A 17,895-nucleotide genomic window follows, 5' to 3' on the forward strand; every position below is an offset into this window, starting at 1 on the left:
TTACTGACTGAATGAAGTGCGTTCACAGTGTGAGACGACGGCTGTGGCCCATCCCTCCCGCAGGCGGCCACTACCCGCCTGACCGGGGACGTCAGTCGCCGAAGGCCTCGGGCCAGAGATCACGGTAGGCCTGCAGGCCGCCCGCGGAGGTGGCGGCCACCATCCCGTGGACCATCGCCCGCGTGAACACGTCAGCAGCCGCCGAGCACAGCCGGTCCAGCGCCGCGGCCCGCCGAGCCTCGTGCTGCCCGCCGAGCCTGCCCTCCTGTTCCGTCAGTTCCCGCGCACCCGTGGCCAGCGCGAACACGGTGTCCCCGTCGTACATCGTGTGCGAGGGCCGCACCGCGCGAGCCAGGCCGTCCTGCGCGGCGACGGCCAGCCTGCGCGCCTCGGCCTTCGACAGTTCCGCGTCGGTGGCGACCACGCCGATCGTCGTGTTCAGGTCGCCCCGCTCCACCCCGGCGCCGAGGTCGACAGCGCGGTGTGGCCACCGCACGAGGCCGAACTCGCCCGGTTGCCCGTGATCGGCGGCACGCGGCTCGCCCGTGCCGGCGCGCACCGCCTCTCCCGCAGCGTTGACCACGACCAGCACGCCGATCGTGAACTCGCCCACCCGCTCGCTCGCCGTGCCGACGCCGCCCTTCAGCGACCCGACCTGTGCGCCCGTGCCGGCACCCACCGTGCCCTGGGCGACCGGACCCGCGGTGGCCGCCTCACACGCGGCGTAACCGAAGGCCGCATCCGGACGGTTGCCCCAGTCGCCGCGGGGAAGGTCGAACACGACAGCGGCGGGCACGATCGGCACCACCTCGAACGGGCGGGTTCCCACGGGAAAGCCACGCCCCCGCTCACCGAGCCAGCGGACGACGCCGTCGGCGGCAGCCAGTCCGTAGGCACTGCCGCCGGACAGACAGATCGCGTCGACCCGCTGCACCAGATTCTCGGGCGCCAGCAGATCGGTCTCGCGCGTACCCGGAGCTCCGCCACGCTGGTCGACCGCGGCGACGGCCTGCCCGGGCACGAGCACCGTGGTCGCGCCCGTGGCCCAGCCGCGACCGAGCCGCTGGTGATGGCCGACGAGCACACCGGGCACGTCCGTGATCGCGTTGAACTCCCCCGGCATGACGGCCCTCCGCTCCTCGTCGCGCTATTCGGTGAGGGTCTGCACCAGGCTTTCCTGTACCCAGGTCACCCAGTGGTAGATACCCAGATGTGACGCACGGGGATCGTCCTCCGGCAGTTCCTCGGGCATCTCGTCGCCGACGTCCAGCGCTGTACCCAGGGCCAGGCGGACGTCGTTGAGCGCCGACACCCAGGCATCGGCCTGCTCGTAGGTGAGCTTGATGCTTCCGCCCTCGGGCGGAAGCGTGGTCAGCAGTTCCGCAGCGACGCCGAGCTTGGCCTCGAGCACCTCCGGCTCGTGCAGCGAACGCAGCGCGGCGGCCGAGTCGACGTCCTCCTGCGACGGCTGGTCGGGGTCGAGCCGGTGGAAGTCCGGAAGCAGCCTGCCCATCACCGGGTCGTCCGGGCCCTCCGACGGGCCGGTCTTGATGCCGGTGAGCTCCGCCAGCTCGTCCTGCGGCGCTTCCTCGACGCGGGCGCGGAGCATGTCGTCGATCTGGCCGACCAGGCCCCGCAACACGGCGGCCTCCTGCTGCTCGAACCCGCCGAGCACGCGCCCGCCCTTGCGCCGCCAGCTCTTCACGTCTGCTCCATCGTCGCCCACAGGCCCGCCGCGTGCAGTTTCGCGACGTCGCCTTCGACCTTCTCCTTGCTGCCCGAGGTGACGATCGCCCGACCCTTGTGGTGGACGTCGAGCATCAACTTCGTGGCGTGGTCACGGCTGTACCCGAACAGCTTCTGGAAGACGTACGTCACGTACGACATCAGGTTGACCGGGTCGTTCCACACGATCGTCTGCCACGGCTGGTCCCCGGCGCTGGTGCCCTCGCCGAGTGTCTGTTCGGCCTCGACCGGCGTCGTCATGCCCTCCATGTTGGCACGCCCGCCGTAACGCCCCACCCGGAACCCCGCAAGTCCCGCGTCACCCGTGTCCGACGCCCCGAAGGGCACCTTCGGGGCGTCGAGTGCCACGACGGTGCCCTTCGGGGCATCACCTCCCCCACCCGTCGGCCTACCCACCACCCCTCATCGACACGCCGGCGCGGGACCGACACGCCGGCGCGGGATGCGCGCACCCCGGTGTCGGCACCCACGACGGTGGTGCCCACCCGCTCGCGGATAGGTTCTGCGGCATGGAACAGATCGGCCCCAGCACGGCACTGCTGACCGACCACTACGAACTGACCATGCTCGGCAGCGCGCTCGCCGACGGGTCGGCCGACCGTGACTGCGTGTTCGAGGTTTTCGCGCGCAGGCTTCCCGGTGGCAGGCGTTACGGCGTGGTGGCGGGCACGGGCCGGGTGCTCGACGCGATCGCCGACTTCCGGTTCACCGACGCCGAGCTCACCCAGCTCGAGCGGACCGCCGTGGTCGACTCGACGACGCTGTCCTGGCTGGCGGACTACCGCTTCTCGGGCGACATCGACGGCTACCCCGAGGGCGAGCTGTACTTCCCCGGTTCACCGATCCTCACCGTGCGCGGCAGCTTCGCCGAAGCGGTCGTGCTCGAGACGCTGATCCTGTCGATCCTCAACCACGACTCGGCCATCGCCTCGGCCGCCGCGCGCATGTCGGGTGCCGCCTCGGGCAGGCCGATCATCGAGATGGGCGGCCGTCGCACCCACGAGCTGGCCGCGGTGGCCGCAGCCAGGGCTGCGTACCTGGCCGGCTTCGCCACGACGTCGAACCTCGAGGCGGGCAGGCGCTACGGCATCCCCACCCGCGGCACCACGGCGCACGCCTACATCCTGCTGCACGACAGCGAGGAGGCCGCGTTCCGCTCACAGGTCGCCAAGGCCGGTCCGGACACGACGCTGCTCGTCGACACCTACGACATCACCCGGGGGATCGAGACGGCCGTCCGCGTGGCCGGCCCGGAACTCGGCGCGGTCCGCATCGACTCCGGCGACGTGGGCGTGCTCGCGCGCAAGGCCCGCGAACAGCTCGACGACCTCGGCGCCACGGACACGCGGATCACGGTCTCCGGCGACCTCGACGAGCACGCCATCGCCGCGCTGCGCGCCGAACCGGTGGACGCCTACGGCGTGGGAACGTCCGTTGTGACCGGATCCGGCGCGCCGTCCGCCGGAATGGTGTACAAACTCGTCGACGTCGACGGCCGCCCGGTGGCCAAGCGCAGTGAGGACAAGGCGTCCCGTGGTGGCAGGAAGTCGGCGGTACGCAGGCACAAGGCCACCGGCACCGCGCTGGAGGAGGTGGTGCACCCCGCGGACGCGCCACCGGAGCTCGGGGAGCACGACCGGGTGCTGCCGATCCCGTTGCTGCGGGCGGGCAGAACGGCGGGCGACCTGCCCACACTGGAAGACGCGCGCACGAAACTGCGCCGCGCCATGGTGAGCCTGCCCTGGGAAGGCCTCAAGCTCTCCCGGGGCGAGCCCGCCATCCCGACGACATTCAGCTGAGACGAGCAGGAGGCGGTCATGGGCACTGCGTTGATCGTCGTGGACGTACAGAACGACTTCTGTGAAGGAGGCGCGCTCGCCGTCGCGGGCGGCACGGCCGTCGCGGGCGAGGTGTCGGAACTGCTGCGCCGGGGCGGCTACGCCTGCGTCGCGGCCACCCGCGACCTCCACATCGACCCGGGCGCGCACTTCAGTGACGAGCCGGACTTCGTCACGTCCTGGCCCCGGCACTGCGAGGCCGGCACACCCGGTGCGAGCTTCCATCCGGCACTCGACGTCGGACCGGTGCACGCCGTGTTCTCGAAGGGCCAGTACAGCGACGGCTACTCGGGTTTCGAATCGGCCACCGACACCGGCGAGACGCTCGAGCACTGGCTGCGTTCCCGTGAGATCGAGGCACTCGACGTCGTGGGGATCGCCACCGACCACTGCGTCCGTGCCACCGCGCTCGACGCCGCACGGGCCGGGTTCACGGTGCGCGTACTGGCGGACCTGACCGCAGGCGTCGCGGTGGAGACGACCGAACGGGCGCTGTCCGACTTCGTCGACGCCGATGTCGAGATCGTCGGCACTCCCCGGGTCGGCGCGTGAGCCCAGGCCTGGTGACGTTCGGCGAGGCGCTGGCGTCCTTCCGCACCTCGACGGGCAAGCTCCGGCACGCGACGACCGTCGACGTCGGCATCGCCGGCACCGAGGCGACCGTGGCCGTCGGCGTGTCCCGGCTCGGTTCCCGCGCGGCGTGGACCGGCCGGATCGGCGCCGACGAGCCCGGTGCGCTCGTGCTGACCCGCCTGCGCGAGGAGGGCGTCGACACGTCCGCGGCCGTCACCGATGCGCACTCGCCCACCGGTCTCGTGCTGCGGGACTTCCGTTCCCGCGACGCCAACCGGTCGGCGTTCTACCGCACCGGCAGCGCGGGCACCCGCATCGCACCGGAGGACCTGCGCGAGGACCTCATCGCCGGAGCGGGCGTGCTGCACCTGTCCGGCAGCACCGCGGCACTGTCCGAGACGGCCGACGACGCCGCGTTCGCCGCCGCCGAGATCGCGGGCGAAGCGAACGTGCCCGTGTCGTTGTCGCTCGATCACCGGCCGGCGCTGTGGCATCCCGAGGACGCCCGCGACACGCTCCTGGACCTCGTCTCGCACGCCGACGTCGTGTTCGCCCGCACCGACGAGGCCCGGCTGCTCGGCTTCGACGGCGACGCCGACTCCCTCGTGGCCGAACTCGCCCGGCTCGGTCCCGACGACGTGATCGTGACGCAGGGACCGCGCGGCGCGGTCGCCGAGAGCCTGGGTGTCCGCTACGACGTGCCGTCCTACCCGGTGCACGAGATCGACCCGGACGCCGCGGACGAGGCGTTCGTCGCGGGCTATCTCGCGGACCTGGTGGCGGGTGAGCCCGCCGACCGGCGCGTGCGCACCGCCGCGGCGTGCCGGGCAGCGGCGATGACCGTGCCCGGCGGCGCCGACAGCCTGCCGGAACGCGCCGATCTGGTGGACCTGCCCCGCCAGCACCGGCTCGCGCGTCAGTCGCCGTAGGGGGCGCAGCGCGACGAGCCGACGCGGATGTCGCCGGTGACCGGCCCGCCTTCGGGGAACAGCTCGATGCGCATCGCCGACATGGCCAGGCTGCCGTCCGGCGGTTCGGGCGCGGTGAACTCGTTGAGCACGATGCGCGCCAGCGGCGGGTCGTTCTCGGTGGCGCCGGGGATCAGCACCTCGTGGTTCGGCGGGATGTCCTCCGGCACGTCGAACCCGGTCACGCCGGAGAGCCACATCGACGACGCGCTGCCGTTGTCGGTCGTGTGACAGGACGCCGTGTAGGAGCGCACGCGGATCTTCGGGCCGCCGTAGGGTTCCAGCACGGCCGTCGAGAACCGGTTCCCCGACACCTCCGCGTGTGCCTGGCCGCCCTCACGCACGCACGACGTCTCGCCCCGGCCGTAGCTGGCCAGGTCGCCGTCCTCGCCGACCGCGATACCCGGCGTGCTGTTGGCGTTCTCCCCGTCGACGTGGCACGCCGCGATCGGGCCGACCCGCACGTCGGTGCCGTCCTGCACCACGTCGACCATGCCCACCGCTCCGGTCGACGTCGGCTCCCAGGAATCGCGGCCCTGAACGGCCTGAGTCTCCACGTCCTGAGCCGCGGTGGCCCGGCCCTCGGCGTGCTGGGCCCCGGCGTGCTGGGATCCCGTGTGCTGGGCCCCGGCGTGCTGGGCCTGGGCGGGCACGGCGAGTGCGGCGGTCAGCGCCAGCGAGGCGAGCCCGGCCGCCGACAGTCGGCCTGCTCGGCGTGCGGTGCGCGTGCGTGTCATGTGACGTCCTCCCGAATCGTGGCCTGGCGCATACCCGACATCGGCAGCCGCGTGCGACAGCCTGACCCGCACTACCGCACACCACCCGGCCGTGTGACCACGCGGTCGTGCCCGGAATCGTCGGCCCCCATCGGTAAGGTGGCGCTCCGTGCCCGCCGAGATCAGCACCCTGCAGAAGACCCGCGAGCCTGCCGGGGTCCGTGAGCTGCTCGCCGACGCCGTCGACTCCGTCGGCGGCACCGAACGCGACGGCCAGGTCCGCATGGCGGAAGCCGTCACGCGGGCGATCCGCACCGGTGAGCACCTCGCCGTGCAGGCGGGCACCGGCACGGGCAAATCGCTGGCCTACCTCGTGCCCGCGATCCGCCACGCCGTCCAGCAGCACACCACGGTCGTCGTGTCGACCGCGACGATCGCGCTGCAGAACCAGCTCGTCGACCGCGACCTTCCCCGGCTGGCGAAAGCACTGAAGAAGCCGCTCGGGCGCGAACCGACGTTCGCGATCCTCAAGGGCAGGCGCAACTACCTGTGCATGCACCGCGTGCATTCCGGCGCACCCGAGGAACCCGAGGACAGCGGGCTGTTCGACGCGTTCACCGTCTCGCGCATCGGCCGCGAGGTGAAACGGCTGCACGAGTGGTCCTCGGAGACCGAGACCGGCGACCGCACCGAGCTCGTACCCGGCGTGTCCGAACAGGCGTGGCGGCAGGTGTCGGTCAGCGCCCGCGAATGTCTCGGCGCCGCGCGCTGCCCCGTGGGCGACGACTGCTTCGCCGAGAAGGCGCGTGCCGACGCGGGCCGCGTCGACGTCATCGTGACCAACCACGCGCTGCTGGCGATCGACGCGCTCCAGGAACAGCGCGTGCTGCCCGAACACGACCTCGTCGTCATCGACGAGGCCCACGAACTGGTCGACCGGGTCACGTCGGCGGCCACGGCCGAGCTGACGGCCTCGGCCGTCTCGGCGGCCACCCGGCGCTGCGGCCGCATCATCGACGCCGACACCTCCGACCGCCTCCTCGAGGCCGGTGAGGGCCTGGCGCTCGTGCTCGACGACCTGCCCGCGGGGCGGCTCGACACGATGCCGCAGGCGCTCGGCGGGGCGGTCACCGTGGTCCGCGACGCCGCGCACACCTGCCTGACCGCGCTGGGCAGCGAGCGCAAGGAGGACGTCGACGAGGCCACCGCGCGCAAACTGGCGCGGTCGGCCGTCGAAGAGGTGCACGACACCGCGGTACGGCTGCTCGACGCGTTCGACGCCGACCAGGCCGACCGGCCGGACGTCGTGTGGGTCTCCAACGACACGTACTCCTCGTCCCCGCGTCCGCCGTCGCTGCACGTCGCGCCGCTGGCCGTGGGAGGTCTACTGCGCGAGCGCGTGTTCGCCCGCTCGACGACGGTCCTGACGTCGGCGACGCTCGCACTCGGCGGCCGGTTCGACACGCTCGCCCGCCAGTGGGGCCTGCCTCCGGAACCGACACCCGCACCGGCCGACGAGGGCACCGCCACCGACAAGCCGGCCCCGGCCGACGATGCCGACGACGGCCTGCGGTGGAGCGGACTCGACGTCGGCTCGCCGTTCGACTACGGCCGCAACGGCATCCTGTACGTCGCCAAGCACCTGCCGCCGCCGGGCCGCGACGGCCTCGGCGAGCCCGCACTCGACGAGATCGCCGCGCTCATCGACGCCGCGGGCGGGCGCACGCTGGGGCTGTTCTCCTCGATGCGCGCCGCGAAACGGGCCGCCGAGGAGCTGCGCGAACGCCTGCCCTACGACATCCTGTGCCAGGGCGACGATGCGACGTCGACGCTGGTGTCGCAGTTCGCCGAGGAGCCGCGGACCTGCCTGTTCGGGACGTTGTCGCTGTGGCAGGGCGTGGACGTGCCGGGGCCGTCGCTGCAGCTGGTGATCGTCGACCGGCTGCCGTTCCCGCGGCCCGACGATCCGGTCGCCTCGGCCAGGCAGCGCGCGATCGAGGCCAAGGGCGGCAACGGCTTCCTCACCGTCGCGGCCACGCACGCGGCGCTGCTGCTGGCCCAGGGCGCGGGCAGGCTGCACCGCACGTCGGACGACCGCGGAGTCGTCGCCGTGCTCGACTCGCGACTCGCGACCGCGCGCTACGGCGGCTTTCTGCGCGCCTCGATTCCGCCGTTCTGGCCAACGCAGGATCCCGCCGTTGCGCGCGAGGCGCTCACCCGGCTCGACGCGGCCGCCCCGAACCGGGCGGCGAAGCCCACCGCGTTACCGTGAACGACAACCCCGAAACCCGAGGGAGAGTTCGTGTCCCCTGATTCCTCCACCGCCCATTCCCGCGCCGTCAGTGTCGACGACACCGGTGTCCGGCGGCAGCTCGCCGACGGCTCCGAGGAGCGGGTCGACTGGGACGACCTCGCCGCCGTGGTCGTCCGTGTGATTCCCGAGGGACTGTCGGACGAGGACGTCTTCCTGATGCTCGCGGCCGCGGACGGCACCGGCACCGCCGTGCCGAGCGGCGACCCCGCGGCGGACGCGCTCATCGAGCGGCTGCAGACGTTGCCAGGGTTCGACCACGAGACGTTCGTGGAAGCCATGACCACCGACGCCGACCAGGCCTACGTCGTGTGGAAGGCGGGCGGCGACACCGGCGCCTGAGACCCGTCCCTCATTCGGGCGCGACGGCGCGGATCACGGCGTCGACACCGCTTCCCTCGGCCGCGCGCCGGCGTTCCTCGGCCACGTCGATCCGCCAACCGCCGAGTGCATCCAGTGCCGCGGCCGTCTCCTCGACCGAGACCTGTACCTGTCCGGCCGCCGCGGTGTCCGCGCCGGTTTCCGGATCCACGGGCCGATGTCCGACGAGCAGCAGCGTTCCGCCTGCGGCGACGCCCCGCGCCAGCCGTGTGACGAATTCGGCGACCGAACCGGCGATGTGCACGTACAGGCACACCACGAGATCGTAGTGCCGCTGCGGCGGACTCCACGTGGCGAGGTCACCTTCGCGCCACTCGATCCGCTCGGCGATGTCCGCGCCGAGCCTGCGGGCCGTCGACCGGCCCACGTCGAGGGCCGTGGGCGAGAAGTCGACCGCCGTGACCCGCCAGCCTGCCGCGGACAACCAGTGCGCCTCGGCGCCGTGACCGCATCCCGCGTCGAGTGCCACGCCGGGGCGCACGTCGGCCAGCTCGGTGATCACATGTGCGTTGGGTGGGCGGTTCGCGACCGCCTCCGGATGGTCGCGTGCCACCCGGTCCCAGCGGTGCTCCCAGAAGTCACGGTCGAAGGTCGCCTCCACGTCCGTGACTGTGCCACGGGTGGCTCAATCACGCCAATTTCCTTGCGGAAACGGCAAGAACGTCCTCGGCGTGGGTCTCCGGCGGCTCAGACGCCCCGCGCCTGTGCCAGCACGGTGACCGTGCCGGGAGCGATCTCGGTGAAGCCGGCATCGCGCACGGCGATCACGCCCCGGTCCCGCCACGTCGCGGCCGGATCACCCGGGGCGAGGTCGGCCCACTGGGCGGGTGTGGCCGTCCGCACGGCGCAGCGGAAGCCGCGGCCGCGCCAGCGTTCGCGTTCCGCGTCGCCGAGCACGGCGGCCAGCAGCATCGTGGCGTGCCCGACTTGCGCGGCCGCCTTGCCCGCGGTCATCGGCACGTCGGGGTTCAACAGCAGCAGCGGGCGGTCCTCCGGCGCCGAACCGGGTTCGTCCGCGGGCAGGTCGGTGCCCGCGACCTGCAGGCGTGAGACTTCCGGGGGCACCTCGGACACGCGCCCCGGCAGCAGGGCACGCACCTGCGCGCCGTCGACGTCCACGGTGACACCGGGCAGTGCCTGTACGGCGTCCCAGTGCGATCCCCTGGCCCGGCGCGAGACTTTGCGGATGTGGCCGGCGAGCCAATCCCGCATCGGTTCGTGCCAGGGCCCACCGGGTGTGCACCGCTCGTCGAGGCACACGGCCAGTGCGGCGGTCGCCGCCGCCTCCAGCAGCGGCGTGCGTGCGGGCGGCGCGGCCTTCTCCAGCCGGAGGATCACCGGCATGGCCCGCACGTCGGCGGGTTCGGCCTCGACGACGGCCGTGTCGGCCGCGGGCAGGCCGAGCCAGGACGCGTAGCGCGCCGCGAGCGGGGCGAGCAACCCGGTCACGGCCGGGCGAGCGCGAGGCCGTCGGCCGCGTCGGCGGCCTCGACCTCGGTGCGCGTCACGCCGAGCATGAACAGGATCGCGTCGAGATACGGGTACGACAGCGCGGCGTCGGCCACCTCGCGCAGCGCCGGTTTGGCGTTGAACGCGATGCCCATGCCCGCCGCGGACAGCATGTCGATGTCGTTGGCGCCGTCACCGACGGCAACGCACTGCTGGACCGGAATGCCGAACTCGTCGGAGAACCGGTTCAGCGCCTTCGCCTTGCCGGGCCGGTCGACGATGTCGCCGACGACGCGGCCGGTGAGCTTGCCGTCGACGACCTCGAGTTCGTTCGCCGCGGCGAAGTCGAGCCCCAGGTCGTCCACGAGGCGGTCGATGATCCGCATGAAGCCGCCGGACACGACACCGCACTGGAAGCCGAGTCGCTTGAGCGTGCGGATCGTGGTGCGGGCGCCGGGGGTGAGCTCGATCGTGTCGGCCACCTCGTCCATCGCCGTCTCGGGCAGTCCTTCGAGCAGGGCGACGCGCCGTTCGAGCGACTCGGTGAAGTTGATCTCGCCGCGCATCGCGGCCTCGGTGATCTCCCGCACCTGGGATTCGACCCCGACGTGCGCGGCGAGCATCTCGATGACCTCACCCTGGATGAGAGTCGAGTCGACATCGAACACGACGAGCCGCTTCGCCCGCCGCGACAAGCCGGACCGCTGGATGGAGACGTCGAGGCCGCCGCGGTTGGCGAAGTCGGCCAGGATCGAGCGCAGCTCGGCATCGGCCTCCGGAGTGTCCTTCTCGACGGACAGCTCCACTTCGAGACCGGTCACCGGGTAGTCGGCGATGCTCCGGATCGCGTCGATGTTGGCGTCGGCCGACGCGAGCTTGCCCGCGACCGCGTAGATCGACTGCGCCGTGAGCGGCCTGCCGAGCAACGTCAGGATGTGGGTGGAATCCTGCGCGCCCTGCGCGAACGGGTCACTGCCGATCTCGTCGCCGATCTTGACGTCGATCGACATCGACACCGTCGCCATGGCCTGCTCGACGGCCTCCTGGAGCGCTTCCGGATCGTTGTCGACGGCGACCAGCACCCCCAGCACCAATCGTCCGCGGATGACCACCTGCTCGACGTCGTGCACCTCGACGCCGTGTGCGGTGAGCGCGGCGAACAGGACGGACGATACGCCCGGCTTGTCCGGTCCGGTCGCGGTGATCAGGACTGGGGTGCTGGTCATACTCACTGTTCGCTCGCGTTGTCCTTGTCGTGGTCGCCCGGCACGTCAGTCTTGGTGGCCACCTGTGACGGCGCCTCCTCGGCATGCGGGTTGTCGATCGTCTTACCGGTGAACGAGATGTGCCCCTCGGAGTGGAGCCGCTCGATCATGTGCGGGTAGTGCAGCTCGAACGCCGGCCGTTCGGACCGGATCCGCGGCAGCTCGGTGAAGTTGTGCCGCGGCGGTGGGCAGGACGTCGCCCACTCCAGCGAGTTGCCGTAGCCCCACGGGTCGTCGACGTCGACGAGCTCACCGAACCGGTAGCTCTTGAAGACGTTCCAGATGAACGGCAGCGTCGAGGCACCGAGCACGTAGGCACCGATCGTAGAGATCGAGTTGAGTGTGGTGAAGCCGTCAGAGGCCAGATAGTCGGCGTAGCGGCGCGGCATGCCCTCGGCACCCAGCCAGTGCTGGACGAGGAACGTGCCGTGGAAGCCGAGGAATGTCAGCCAGAAATGCAGCTTGGCCAGCGGTTCGTCCATCATCCGGCCGGTCATCTTCGGGAACCAGAAGTAGATGCCGGCGAATGTGGCGAACACGATCGTGCCGTAGAGCACATAGTGGAAGTGCGCGACGACGAAGTAGCTGTCCGACACGTGGAAGTCGATGGCGGGCGCGGCCAGCAGGACACCGGTCAGGCCGCCGAAGAGGAACGTGACGAGGAAGCCGACCGAGAACAGCATCGGCGATTCGAACGTGATGTGGCCCTTCCACATCGTGCCGATCCAGTTGAAGAACTTGACGCCGGTCGGCACGGCGATCAGGAAGGTCATGAAGGCGAAGAACGGCAGCAGCACCGCGCCGGTCGCGTACATGTGGTGGGCCCACACCGACACCGACAGGGCGGCGATCGCCAGCGTCGCCAGCACGAGGCCCTTGTAGCCGAAGATCGGCTTCCGGCTGAACACCGGGAAGATCTCGGTCACGATGCCGAAGAACGGCAGCGCGACGATGTACACCTCGGGGTGGCCGAAGAACCAGAACAGGTGCTGCCACAGGATCACACCGCCGTTGGCGGGGTCGAACACGTGCGCACCGATCGCGCGGTCGGCCAGCAGCCCCAGCAGCGCGGCGGTCAGGATCGGGAACGCGATCAGCACCAGGATGCTGGTGACCAGGATGTTCCAGGTGAAGATCGGCATCCGCCACATGGTCATACCGGGCGCCCGCAGGCAGACGACCGTCGTGATCATGTTGACCGCGCCGAGGATCGTGCCCAGACCACTGACGACAAGGCCGGAGATCCACAGGTCGGCACCCACGCCCGGCGAGTGGATCGCATCGGAGAGCGGGGTGTAGGCGAACCAGCCGAAGTCGGCCGCACCGCCCGGCGTCATGAAGCCCGCGAGCGCGATCAGACCGCCGAACGTGAACAGCCAGTACGAGAAGGCGTTCAGTCGCGGGAACGCGACGTCCGGCGAGCCGATCTGCAGCGGCAGGATGAAGTTCGCGAAGCCGAACACGATCGGCGTCGCGTAGAACAGCAGCATCACCGTGCCGTGCATGGTGAACAGCTGGTTGTACTGCTCCTGGGACAGGAACTGCTGACCCGGCTGAGCGAGCTCGGTACGGATCAGCATCGCCATCGCTCCGCCGATCATGAAGAAGGCGAAGCAGGTGACGATGTACATGATGCCGATCTGCTTGTGATCCGTCGTCCGGAACATACTCAGCAGGTACGAACCCTTTGCCGACTTCTGCGCCGGGTATGGGCGCTTCGCGATCGGCTGGGGGGCTACGGCCGTCACTCCTGCCTCCTGCACTTCGAACCCCGATCCTTGCTGCGCCACGGGCGGGGACCCACGTTGGCTACGACAGATCGTAGCCGTCGCGAGTTTCGATGGTTCCCGCGGCTGCGAACATCACGTCACGAGTGCCCGATCGACCCCGCGGCGCCTCGCCTCCGTGCTGGCCACGGCCCCGCAGACTCGGAGTGCGCGCCGACGAGCCGGAGGCGCTCGACTCGGGCTCGAATCTGCTGGTGAGACTGGGGGACGTCGTCGCGCGGCCACCGGGCGCGACAGCGTCGCTGCGGCCCGATCCGGGTGCCGCGCTCGCCCGGAACGTCCGGCTCGCCGGGTTTCTCGCCCGGGCCGGCGCACCGGTCGCCGCGCCGTCGTCGGCCCCTCCCGCAGGCCCGCACGGGACGGGCGCGGACGCGGTGACGTTCTGGCGTTACGTCCGTCACGATCGATCGGCGGTACCGGAACCGCCGACGTGACCCGCACCGAACGACACCGCGAGCGTGACGCGGTCGACGTCCACCTCAGCCCGCCGGGTACCAGTCCGTGATCGTTGCGGCCACGGCGTCCGGGGCTTCGAGCGGCGTGAGGTGCCCCGCGTCCGGGATCGTCTCCAGCCGCGCGTCCGGCAGCACGTCGGCCATGGCGCGGGCGGCGTCCGGCGGCGCGAGCCCGTCATGCTCGCCCACGAGCACCAGCGCGGGGACGTCCGCGGCGCGGAGGGTCGCGGTGGAGTCCGGCCGCGCTGCCATGGCGCGCTGCGCCCACGCGATCCCCGAGGGCTGCTGCGAGTCGATGAGCTCGCGTACGAGCGCCTCGACCTCCGGCTGCTGCTCGCGGGTGTGTTCGGACAGCAGATTCGGCAGCATCGCGTCCGCGAGCCACCCTGCGACGCCCTCGGTCTCGGCCCGCTCGGCGACCGACAGCCGGTTCGCCCGCGCCTCGTCGGTGTCGGCGCCGGCCTTCGTGTCGACGAGCACGAGCCCGCCGACCCGCTCGGGCGCGGCTCGCAGTACGGCCATGGTCAGGTACCCGCCCATCGAACAGCCGCCGAGAACCACCCGGTCGAGTTCGAGCCGGTCGAGCAGTGCCACGACGTCGCGCGCGGCGTCGTCGAGACTCGGCTCGCCGCCCGCAGCCGAGCCGTCCGGGAACGGACTGCGGCCCATACCTCGCTGATCGGGCGTGATCACGCGAGTACGGGCCGACAACGGTACGCGGACGGCATTCCACATCCGCGCGTCGAGCGGGTAGGCGTGCAGGAGGACAAGGGGAAGGTCGGCCATGGCAGCCGATTCTTCCCGATCACCGGCCACCTCGGCGAGCACGGCACGCTCGGCAGCGAAGTTGTCCGGCCGCGAATCACTCAGCGGGGACGGGCCGGGCCGCGGCGGCCACGTGCCTGCCAGCAGCCGTTGTGCCAGTGCCTGCGGTCGGTCACCGATCCCGTCTCGTCGGCGGGCCACGCCACGACATGCGGGACACCAGGGCGGATCTCGTGATCGCACCCCGGGCAGCGGTACATCTTCGTCGCCTGCGCACCCGGAACGGTGCGCACGAGCCAGTCGCCGTCCTCACCGGACTCGGAACGCGCCCACCCGCTCACGGCAGGACGCGGGCGCTCGTCCCGCGATCGGCGATGGCGTCGAGGCATGCGTCCACGGTAGCGAATCCCGCACCGCACCCCGCCCCGCGTGTCCTGCGCTCGGGCCGTCCGGCGGCCTGCCTATGAGGAGGCCGGCCGGCGCTGGGCCTATGCGCAAGCCTTCCGGCGCATGGCGACGTGGGGGATGCCGTCCTCGTCGTACTCCTCGCCCTCGGGTTCGTAGCCGAACCGCGCGTAGAAGCCCCGCGCGTAGGTCTGCGCGCCGAGCACCGATTCGGCTCCGCCGATGTGCTCGATCGCCGCCTCCATGAGCCGCGCACCGAGGCCGGTACCGCGCGCAGCCGGAGCCGTCACCACCCGGCCGACCCGGGCGACACCGCCCGGTTCGCCCAGTATCCGCAGGCAGCCCGCGGCCCCCGCACCGCCGGCCTCACCGGGCGCCCACAGGTGCCACGTCGTCGGCAGCAGGTCCCTGCCGTCGATCTCGCCGTAGGGGCAGTTCTGCTCCACGACGAACACGTCCACGCGGAGCCGGAGCAGGTCGTACAGTTCCGCGGCCGTGAGGTCCGGTCCGCGACGAGTCACCAGGTCGGTCACCGGATCAGTGTGACACGACCGTGCCGGACCGGTCGGCGCCGAAAGGCGGGACTGCAGGCCGGGCGAGGTCGCCGACCCGGGCCCATCAGGTCAGGAGTCCCGCGAAGTCGGGAGTCCCGTCGGCCCTGAAGTCGGGAGTCCCGTCGGCCCGGAGTCCCGCGAAGTCACGAGTCCCGTCGCTCAGGAGTCGATGTCCTGTCCGCCCAGCTGCGGTGCGTACGTCGACACGCGCGTGTAGACACCGGGTTTGCCCGCCTGGGCACAGCCGTCACCCCACGACACGACGCCGATGAGCGTGTCACCGACCATCAGCGGGCCACCCGAATCGCCCTGGCAGGCGTCGACGCCACCCTCGGGGTAACCGGCGCAGACCATCGACTCGGAGTCGTACTCGCCGTACGCCTCCGAGCAGGTGTCGTCGGCGACGACGGGCACGCGGGCCGAACGCAAGGTGTACGAACGCTCGCCCGACTCGGCCACCCGGCCCCAGCCGAGGACCGTCGCCTTCGTGCCCGCGCGGTACTTCGCCCCGTCGGACGCGTCGGCGATCTCCGCGGTGCGGAACGGAACGGCACGGTCGAGGGAGAGCACGGCGATGTCGCCGCCCGACATCGGATCGACGTAGGTCGGCGCGATCCACACGTCACGGACACCGGTCTCGATGCCGCGGCCGGTCCGCGTGTCCTGCCTGCCCGCGACGACACCCAGTTCGTCGGCGGGCAGCGCGGCGGCGCAGTGTGCCGCGGTGACGACCTTGCGCGACGACGTGAGCGTGCCCCCGCAGAACTGCCTGCCGTCGTCGTCGACGAGGTACACCGCGTACGAGTGGTCGGTGATCGACGCCTCGTCGCCGCCGACGACGTACGGTTCCGCCGCACTCGCCGTGGCGGCCGGCACGAGGGAGGCGCCCGTCAGTACCGTCAGCGCGAGTGCGGCGAGGACGGACAGGGCGCGCCGAGCCGGGCCGGACCGGCCGGAACACGACGATGCGGACATCACGGGCATAGCGGCCCCCTCGAAGATCTGCTGGTCGGGCCCGGCCAAGGCTACGGCCCACATGCCCGAATCCGGGGTCGCTGGATCGGGTGGACTACCGTGCTGGCGTGCGTGGTGGCCTCTTGATCGCAGGAACGACCTCGGATGCCGGCAAGTCCACAGTGGCCGCCGGTGTGTGCCGATGGCTCGCGCGCCGCGGCGTGCGGGTGGCGCCGTTCAAGGCGCAGAACATGTCGAACAACTCGATGGTGTGCGCCGACGGCGCGGAGATCGGCAGGGCGCAGTGGCTCCAGGCCGTCGCGGCGGGCGTCGAGCCCGAGTCGGCGATGAACCCCGTCCTGCTCAAACCGGGCGGCGACCGGCGCAGTCACGTCGTGCTGCGCGGCACCCCGTGGGGTGACCTCCACGCGGGGGACTGGGCCCACGGCCGCCGGGAACTGGCGGACGCCGCGTTCGCCGCGCTCGACGAGTTGCGCGAACGGTTCGACGTCGTCGTCTGCGAAGGCGCGGGCAGCCCCGCGGAGACGAACCTGCGCGACGGCGACTACGTGAACATGGGCCTCGCCCGCGCGGCAGACCTGCCGGTGCTGGTGGTGGGTGACGTCGACCGGGGCGGGCTGCTCGCGGCGCTGGCCGGCACCGTCGGGATCGTCGACGAGACCGACCAGGCACACCTCGCCGCGTTCCTGGTGAACAAGTTCCGTGGCGATGCGGCGCTGCTCGAACCGGGCCTGCGGTCGGTCACCGAACTGACCGGCCGTCCCGTGCTGGGCGTCCTGCCCTGGCTGCCGGACGTCTGGCTCGACTCCGAGGACGCACTCGCGATCGCAGGCTGGGACGGGCACGCCCCCGGTGCGGCCGCGACCCTGCGGGTGGCGGCCGTGCGGTTCCCCCGCGTGTCCAACGCCACCGACCTCGACCCGCTGGCGGCCGAACCCGGCGTCGACGTGACCGTGACGGCCGACCCGGACGTGGTCGCCGCCGCCGACATCGCCGTCCTGCCCGGCACGCGGTCCACCGTGGACGATCTGGAATGGCTGCGGCGACGGGGAATCGACACCGCCGTCCGCCACCGCGCCGAGCAGGGCAAGCCGGTGCTCGGCATCTGTGGCGGCTACCAGATGCTCGGCGGGGACATCACCGACGGTGTCGAGTCCACCGCTGCCGAGACCACCGGACTGGGACTACTGCCGATGTCGGTGGCGTTCAGCGCCGACAAGACGCTCGCCACGCCGTCGGCGCAGTGGCGCGGCCACGACGTGCGCGGCTACGAGATCCACCACGGCGTGGCCGGGCACGACCGCGACCACGCCGCGGAACCGTTCCTCGACGGCCTCCGCACCGGCGCGGTGTGGGGCACGATGTGGCACGGCGTGTTCGAAAGCGACGCGTTCCGCCGGGCCTGGCTCACCGAGGCCGCCCGCCAGTCCGGGGTGGACTGGGCTCCCGCCGATGCGCCCGGGTTCGCCGAGCGGCGGGAGGCGATGCTCGACAACCTGGCCGACGCCATCGACGAGAACGTCGACGCGGCCGCGCTGGAGCAACTGATCACCGACGGCGTCCCGACCGATTTGCCGACGCTGAGGTTCACGAAGAGCTGAGCCCACCGGAGGCCGTGTTGCGGGTTCCGGAGGCCGTGTTGCGGGTTCCGGGGGCCGTGTTGCGGGTTCCGGGGGCCGTGTTGCGGGTTCGGGTAGCCATCCGCAT

19 protein-coding genes are annotated in these 17,895 nt (G+C 71.7%); 7 read left to right on the plus strand and 12 right to left on the minus strand.

All coding sequences use genetic code 11. The annotated features are described in order from the left end of the window. Window positions 1-91: 91 nt before the first annotated feature. Genes LY41_RS04010 through clpS form a run of 3 tightly spaced genes read right to left on the minus strand, consistent with a single transcriptional unit; the run spans window position 92 to window position 1,986 of the window. A complete protein-coding gene (locus LY41_RS04010; RefSeq protein WP_253862438.1) occupies window positions 92-1,123 on the minus strand; it encodes a P1 family peptidase in 1,032 nt (343 codons plus the stop codon). Window positions 1,124-1,147: 24 nt separating this feature from the next. After that, the gene (locus LY41_RS04015) at window positions 1,148-1,705 is read right to left on the minus strand and encodes a DUF2017 domain-containing protein (protein WP_253862439.1); all 558 of its coding nucleotides are present in this window, start codon (window positions 1,703-1,705) and stop codon (window positions 1,148-1,150) included. Next, window positions 1,702-1,986, minus strand: coding sequence for an ATP-dependent Clp protease adapter ClpS (gene clpS / locus LY41_RS04020; RefSeq protein WP_253862886.1), 285 nt, complete (start codon window positions 1,984-1,986; stop codon window positions 1,702-1,704). The genes LY41_RS04015 and clpS overlap by 4 nt, the downstream gene beginning before the upstream one ends. A 269-nt stretch (window positions 1,987-2,255) precedes the next feature. Between clpS and LY41_RS04025 the strand changes: the two genes are divergently transcribed. Genes LY41_RS04025 through LY41_RS04035 form a run of 3 tightly spaced genes read left to right on the plus strand, consistent with a single transcriptional unit; the run spans window position 2,256 to window position 5,086 of the window. Continuing rightward, window positions 2,256-3,545 carry a nicotinate phosphoribosyltransferase gene (locus LY41_RS04025; RefSeq protein WP_253862440.1) on the plus strand — a complete coding sequence of 430 codons (1,290 nt, stop codon included), beginning with the start codon at window positions 2,256-2,258 and terminating at the stop codon, window positions 3,543-3,545. 18 nt (window positions 3,546-3,563) lie between these two features. Then, window positions 3,564-4,136, plus strand: coding sequence for a nicotinamidase (locus tag LY41_RS04030; protein WP_253862441.1), 573 nt, complete (start codon window positions 3,564-3,566; stop codon window positions 4,134-4,136). Next, a complete protein-coding gene (locus LY41_RS04035) occupies window positions 4,133-5,086 on the plus strand; it encodes a sugar kinase (protein WP_253862442.1) in 954 nt (317 codons plus the stop codon). The genes LY41_RS04030 and LY41_RS04035 overlap by 4 nt, the downstream gene beginning before the upstream one ends. Here LY41_RS04035 and LY41_RS04040 read toward each other — a convergent pair. Then, a complete protein-coding gene (locus LY41_RS04040; RefSeq protein WP_253862443.1) occupies window positions 5,074-5,862 on the minus strand; it encodes a hypothetical protein in 789 nt (262 codons plus the stop codon). The genes LY41_RS04035 and LY41_RS04040 overlap by 13 nt on opposite strands. A gap of 148 nt (window positions 5,863-6,010) precedes the next feature. On the opposite strand from LY41_RS04040, the gene LY41_RS04045 reads away from it, so the two are divergent. Continuing rightward, window positions 6,011-8,113 carry an ATP-dependent DNA helicase gene (locus LY41_RS04045; protein WP_253862444.1) on the plus strand — a complete coding sequence of 701 codons (2,103 nt, stop codon included), beginning with the start codon at window positions 6,011-6,013 and terminating at the stop codon, window positions 8,111-8,113. A gap of 30 nt (window positions 8,114-8,143) precedes the next feature. Continuing rightward, entirely contained in the window at window positions 8,144-8,494 is a 351-nt protein-coding gene (locus LY41_RS04050) for a hypothetical protein (RefSeq protein ID WP_253862445.1), read from the plus strand. 10 nt (window positions 8,495-8,504) lie between these two features. Here LY41_RS04050 and LY41_RS04055 read toward each other — a convergent pair whose 3' ends face one another. The 4 genes from LY41_RS04055 to ctaD all read right to left on the minus strand — a co-directional run bounded on the left by LY41_RS04055 (window position 8,505) and on the right by ctaD (window position 12,995). Then, window positions 8,505-9,134 (minus strand): class I SAM-dependent methyltransferase, encoded by a 630-nt coding sequence (locus LY41_RS04055; protein ID WP_253862446.1) that lies wholly within the window; start codon window positions 9,132-9,134, stop codon window positions 8,505-8,507. Window positions 9,135-9,220: 86 nt separating this feature from the next. Beyond that, a complete protein-coding gene (locus LY41_RS04060; protein WP_253862447.1) occupies window positions 9,221-9,982 on the minus strand; it encodes an aminoacyl-tRNA hydrolase in 762 nt (253 codons plus the stop codon). Then, window positions 9,979-11,208, minus strand: coding sequence for a phosphoserine phosphatase SerB (gene serB / locus LY41_RS04065; RefSeq protein WP_253862448.1), 1,230 nt, complete (start codon window positions 11,206-11,208; stop codon window positions 9,979-9,981). The genes LY41_RS04060 and serB overlap by 4 nt, the downstream gene beginning before the upstream one ends. Window positions 11,209-11,210: 2 nt before the next feature. Beyond that, window positions 11,211-12,995, minus strand: a complete 1,785-nt coding sequence (gene ctaD, locus LY41_RS04070; protein WP_253862449.1) for an aa3-type cytochrome oxidase subunit I — start codon at window positions 12,993-12,995, stop codon at window positions 11,211-11,213. 185 nt (window positions 12,996-13,180) lie between these two features. Here ctaD and LY41_RS04075 point away from each other — a divergent pair, with 185 nt between their 5' ends. Continuing rightward, a complete protein-coding gene (locus LY41_RS04075) occupies window positions 13,181-13,468 on the plus strand; it encodes a hypothetical protein (RefSeq protein WP_253862450.1) in 288 nt (95 codons plus the stop codon). Between the two features lie 45 nt (window positions 13,469-13,513). Here LY41_RS04075 and LY41_RS04080 read toward each other — a convergent pair whose 3' ends face one another. From LY41_RS04080 to LY41_RS04095, 4 genes are all read right to left on the minus strand, one after another. After that, a complete protein-coding gene (locus LY41_RS04080) occupies window positions 13,514-14,275 on the minus strand; it encodes an alpha/beta fold hydrolase (protein WP_253862451.1) in 762 nt (253 codons plus the stop codon). Between the two features lie 80 nt (window positions 14,276-14,355). Further along, on the minus strand, window positions 14,356-14,643 hold the full coding sequence (locus LY41_RS04085; protein WP_253862452.1) for an Rv1322 family protein: 288 nt from the start codon (window positions 14,641-14,643) through the stop codon (window positions 14,356-14,358). Window positions 14,644-14,742: 99 nt separating this feature from the next. Next, window positions 14,743-15,192, minus strand: coding sequence for a GNAT family N-acetyltransferase (locus LY41_RS04090; protein WP_253862453.1), 450 nt, complete (start codon window positions 15,190-15,192; stop codon window positions 14,743-14,745). A gap of 180 nt (window positions 15,193-15,372) precedes the next feature. Then, window positions 15,373-16,197 carry a S1 family peptidase gene (locus LY41_RS04095; RefSeq protein WP_372493116.1) on the minus strand — a complete coding sequence of 275 codons (825 nt, stop codon included), beginning with the start codon at window positions 16,195-16,197 and terminating at the stop codon, window positions 15,373-15,375. A gap of 98 nt (window positions 16,198-16,295) precedes the next feature. Between LY41_RS04095 and LY41_RS04100 the strand changes: the two genes are divergently transcribed. Beyond that, the gene (locus tag LY41_RS04100; protein WP_253862454.1) at window positions 16,296-17,789 is read left to right on the plus strand and encodes a cobyric acid synthase; all 1,494 of its coding nucleotides are present in this window, start codon (window positions 16,296-16,298) and stop codon (window positions 17,787-17,789) included. Window positions 17,790-17,895 lie beyond the last annotated feature (106 nt).

This window comes from Prauserella halophila (assembly GCF_024171895.1).
In the GTDB taxonomy this organism is placed as follows: domain Bacteria; phylum Actinomycetota; class Actinomycetes; order Mycobacteriales; family Pseudonocardiaceae; genus Prauserella; species Prauserella halophila.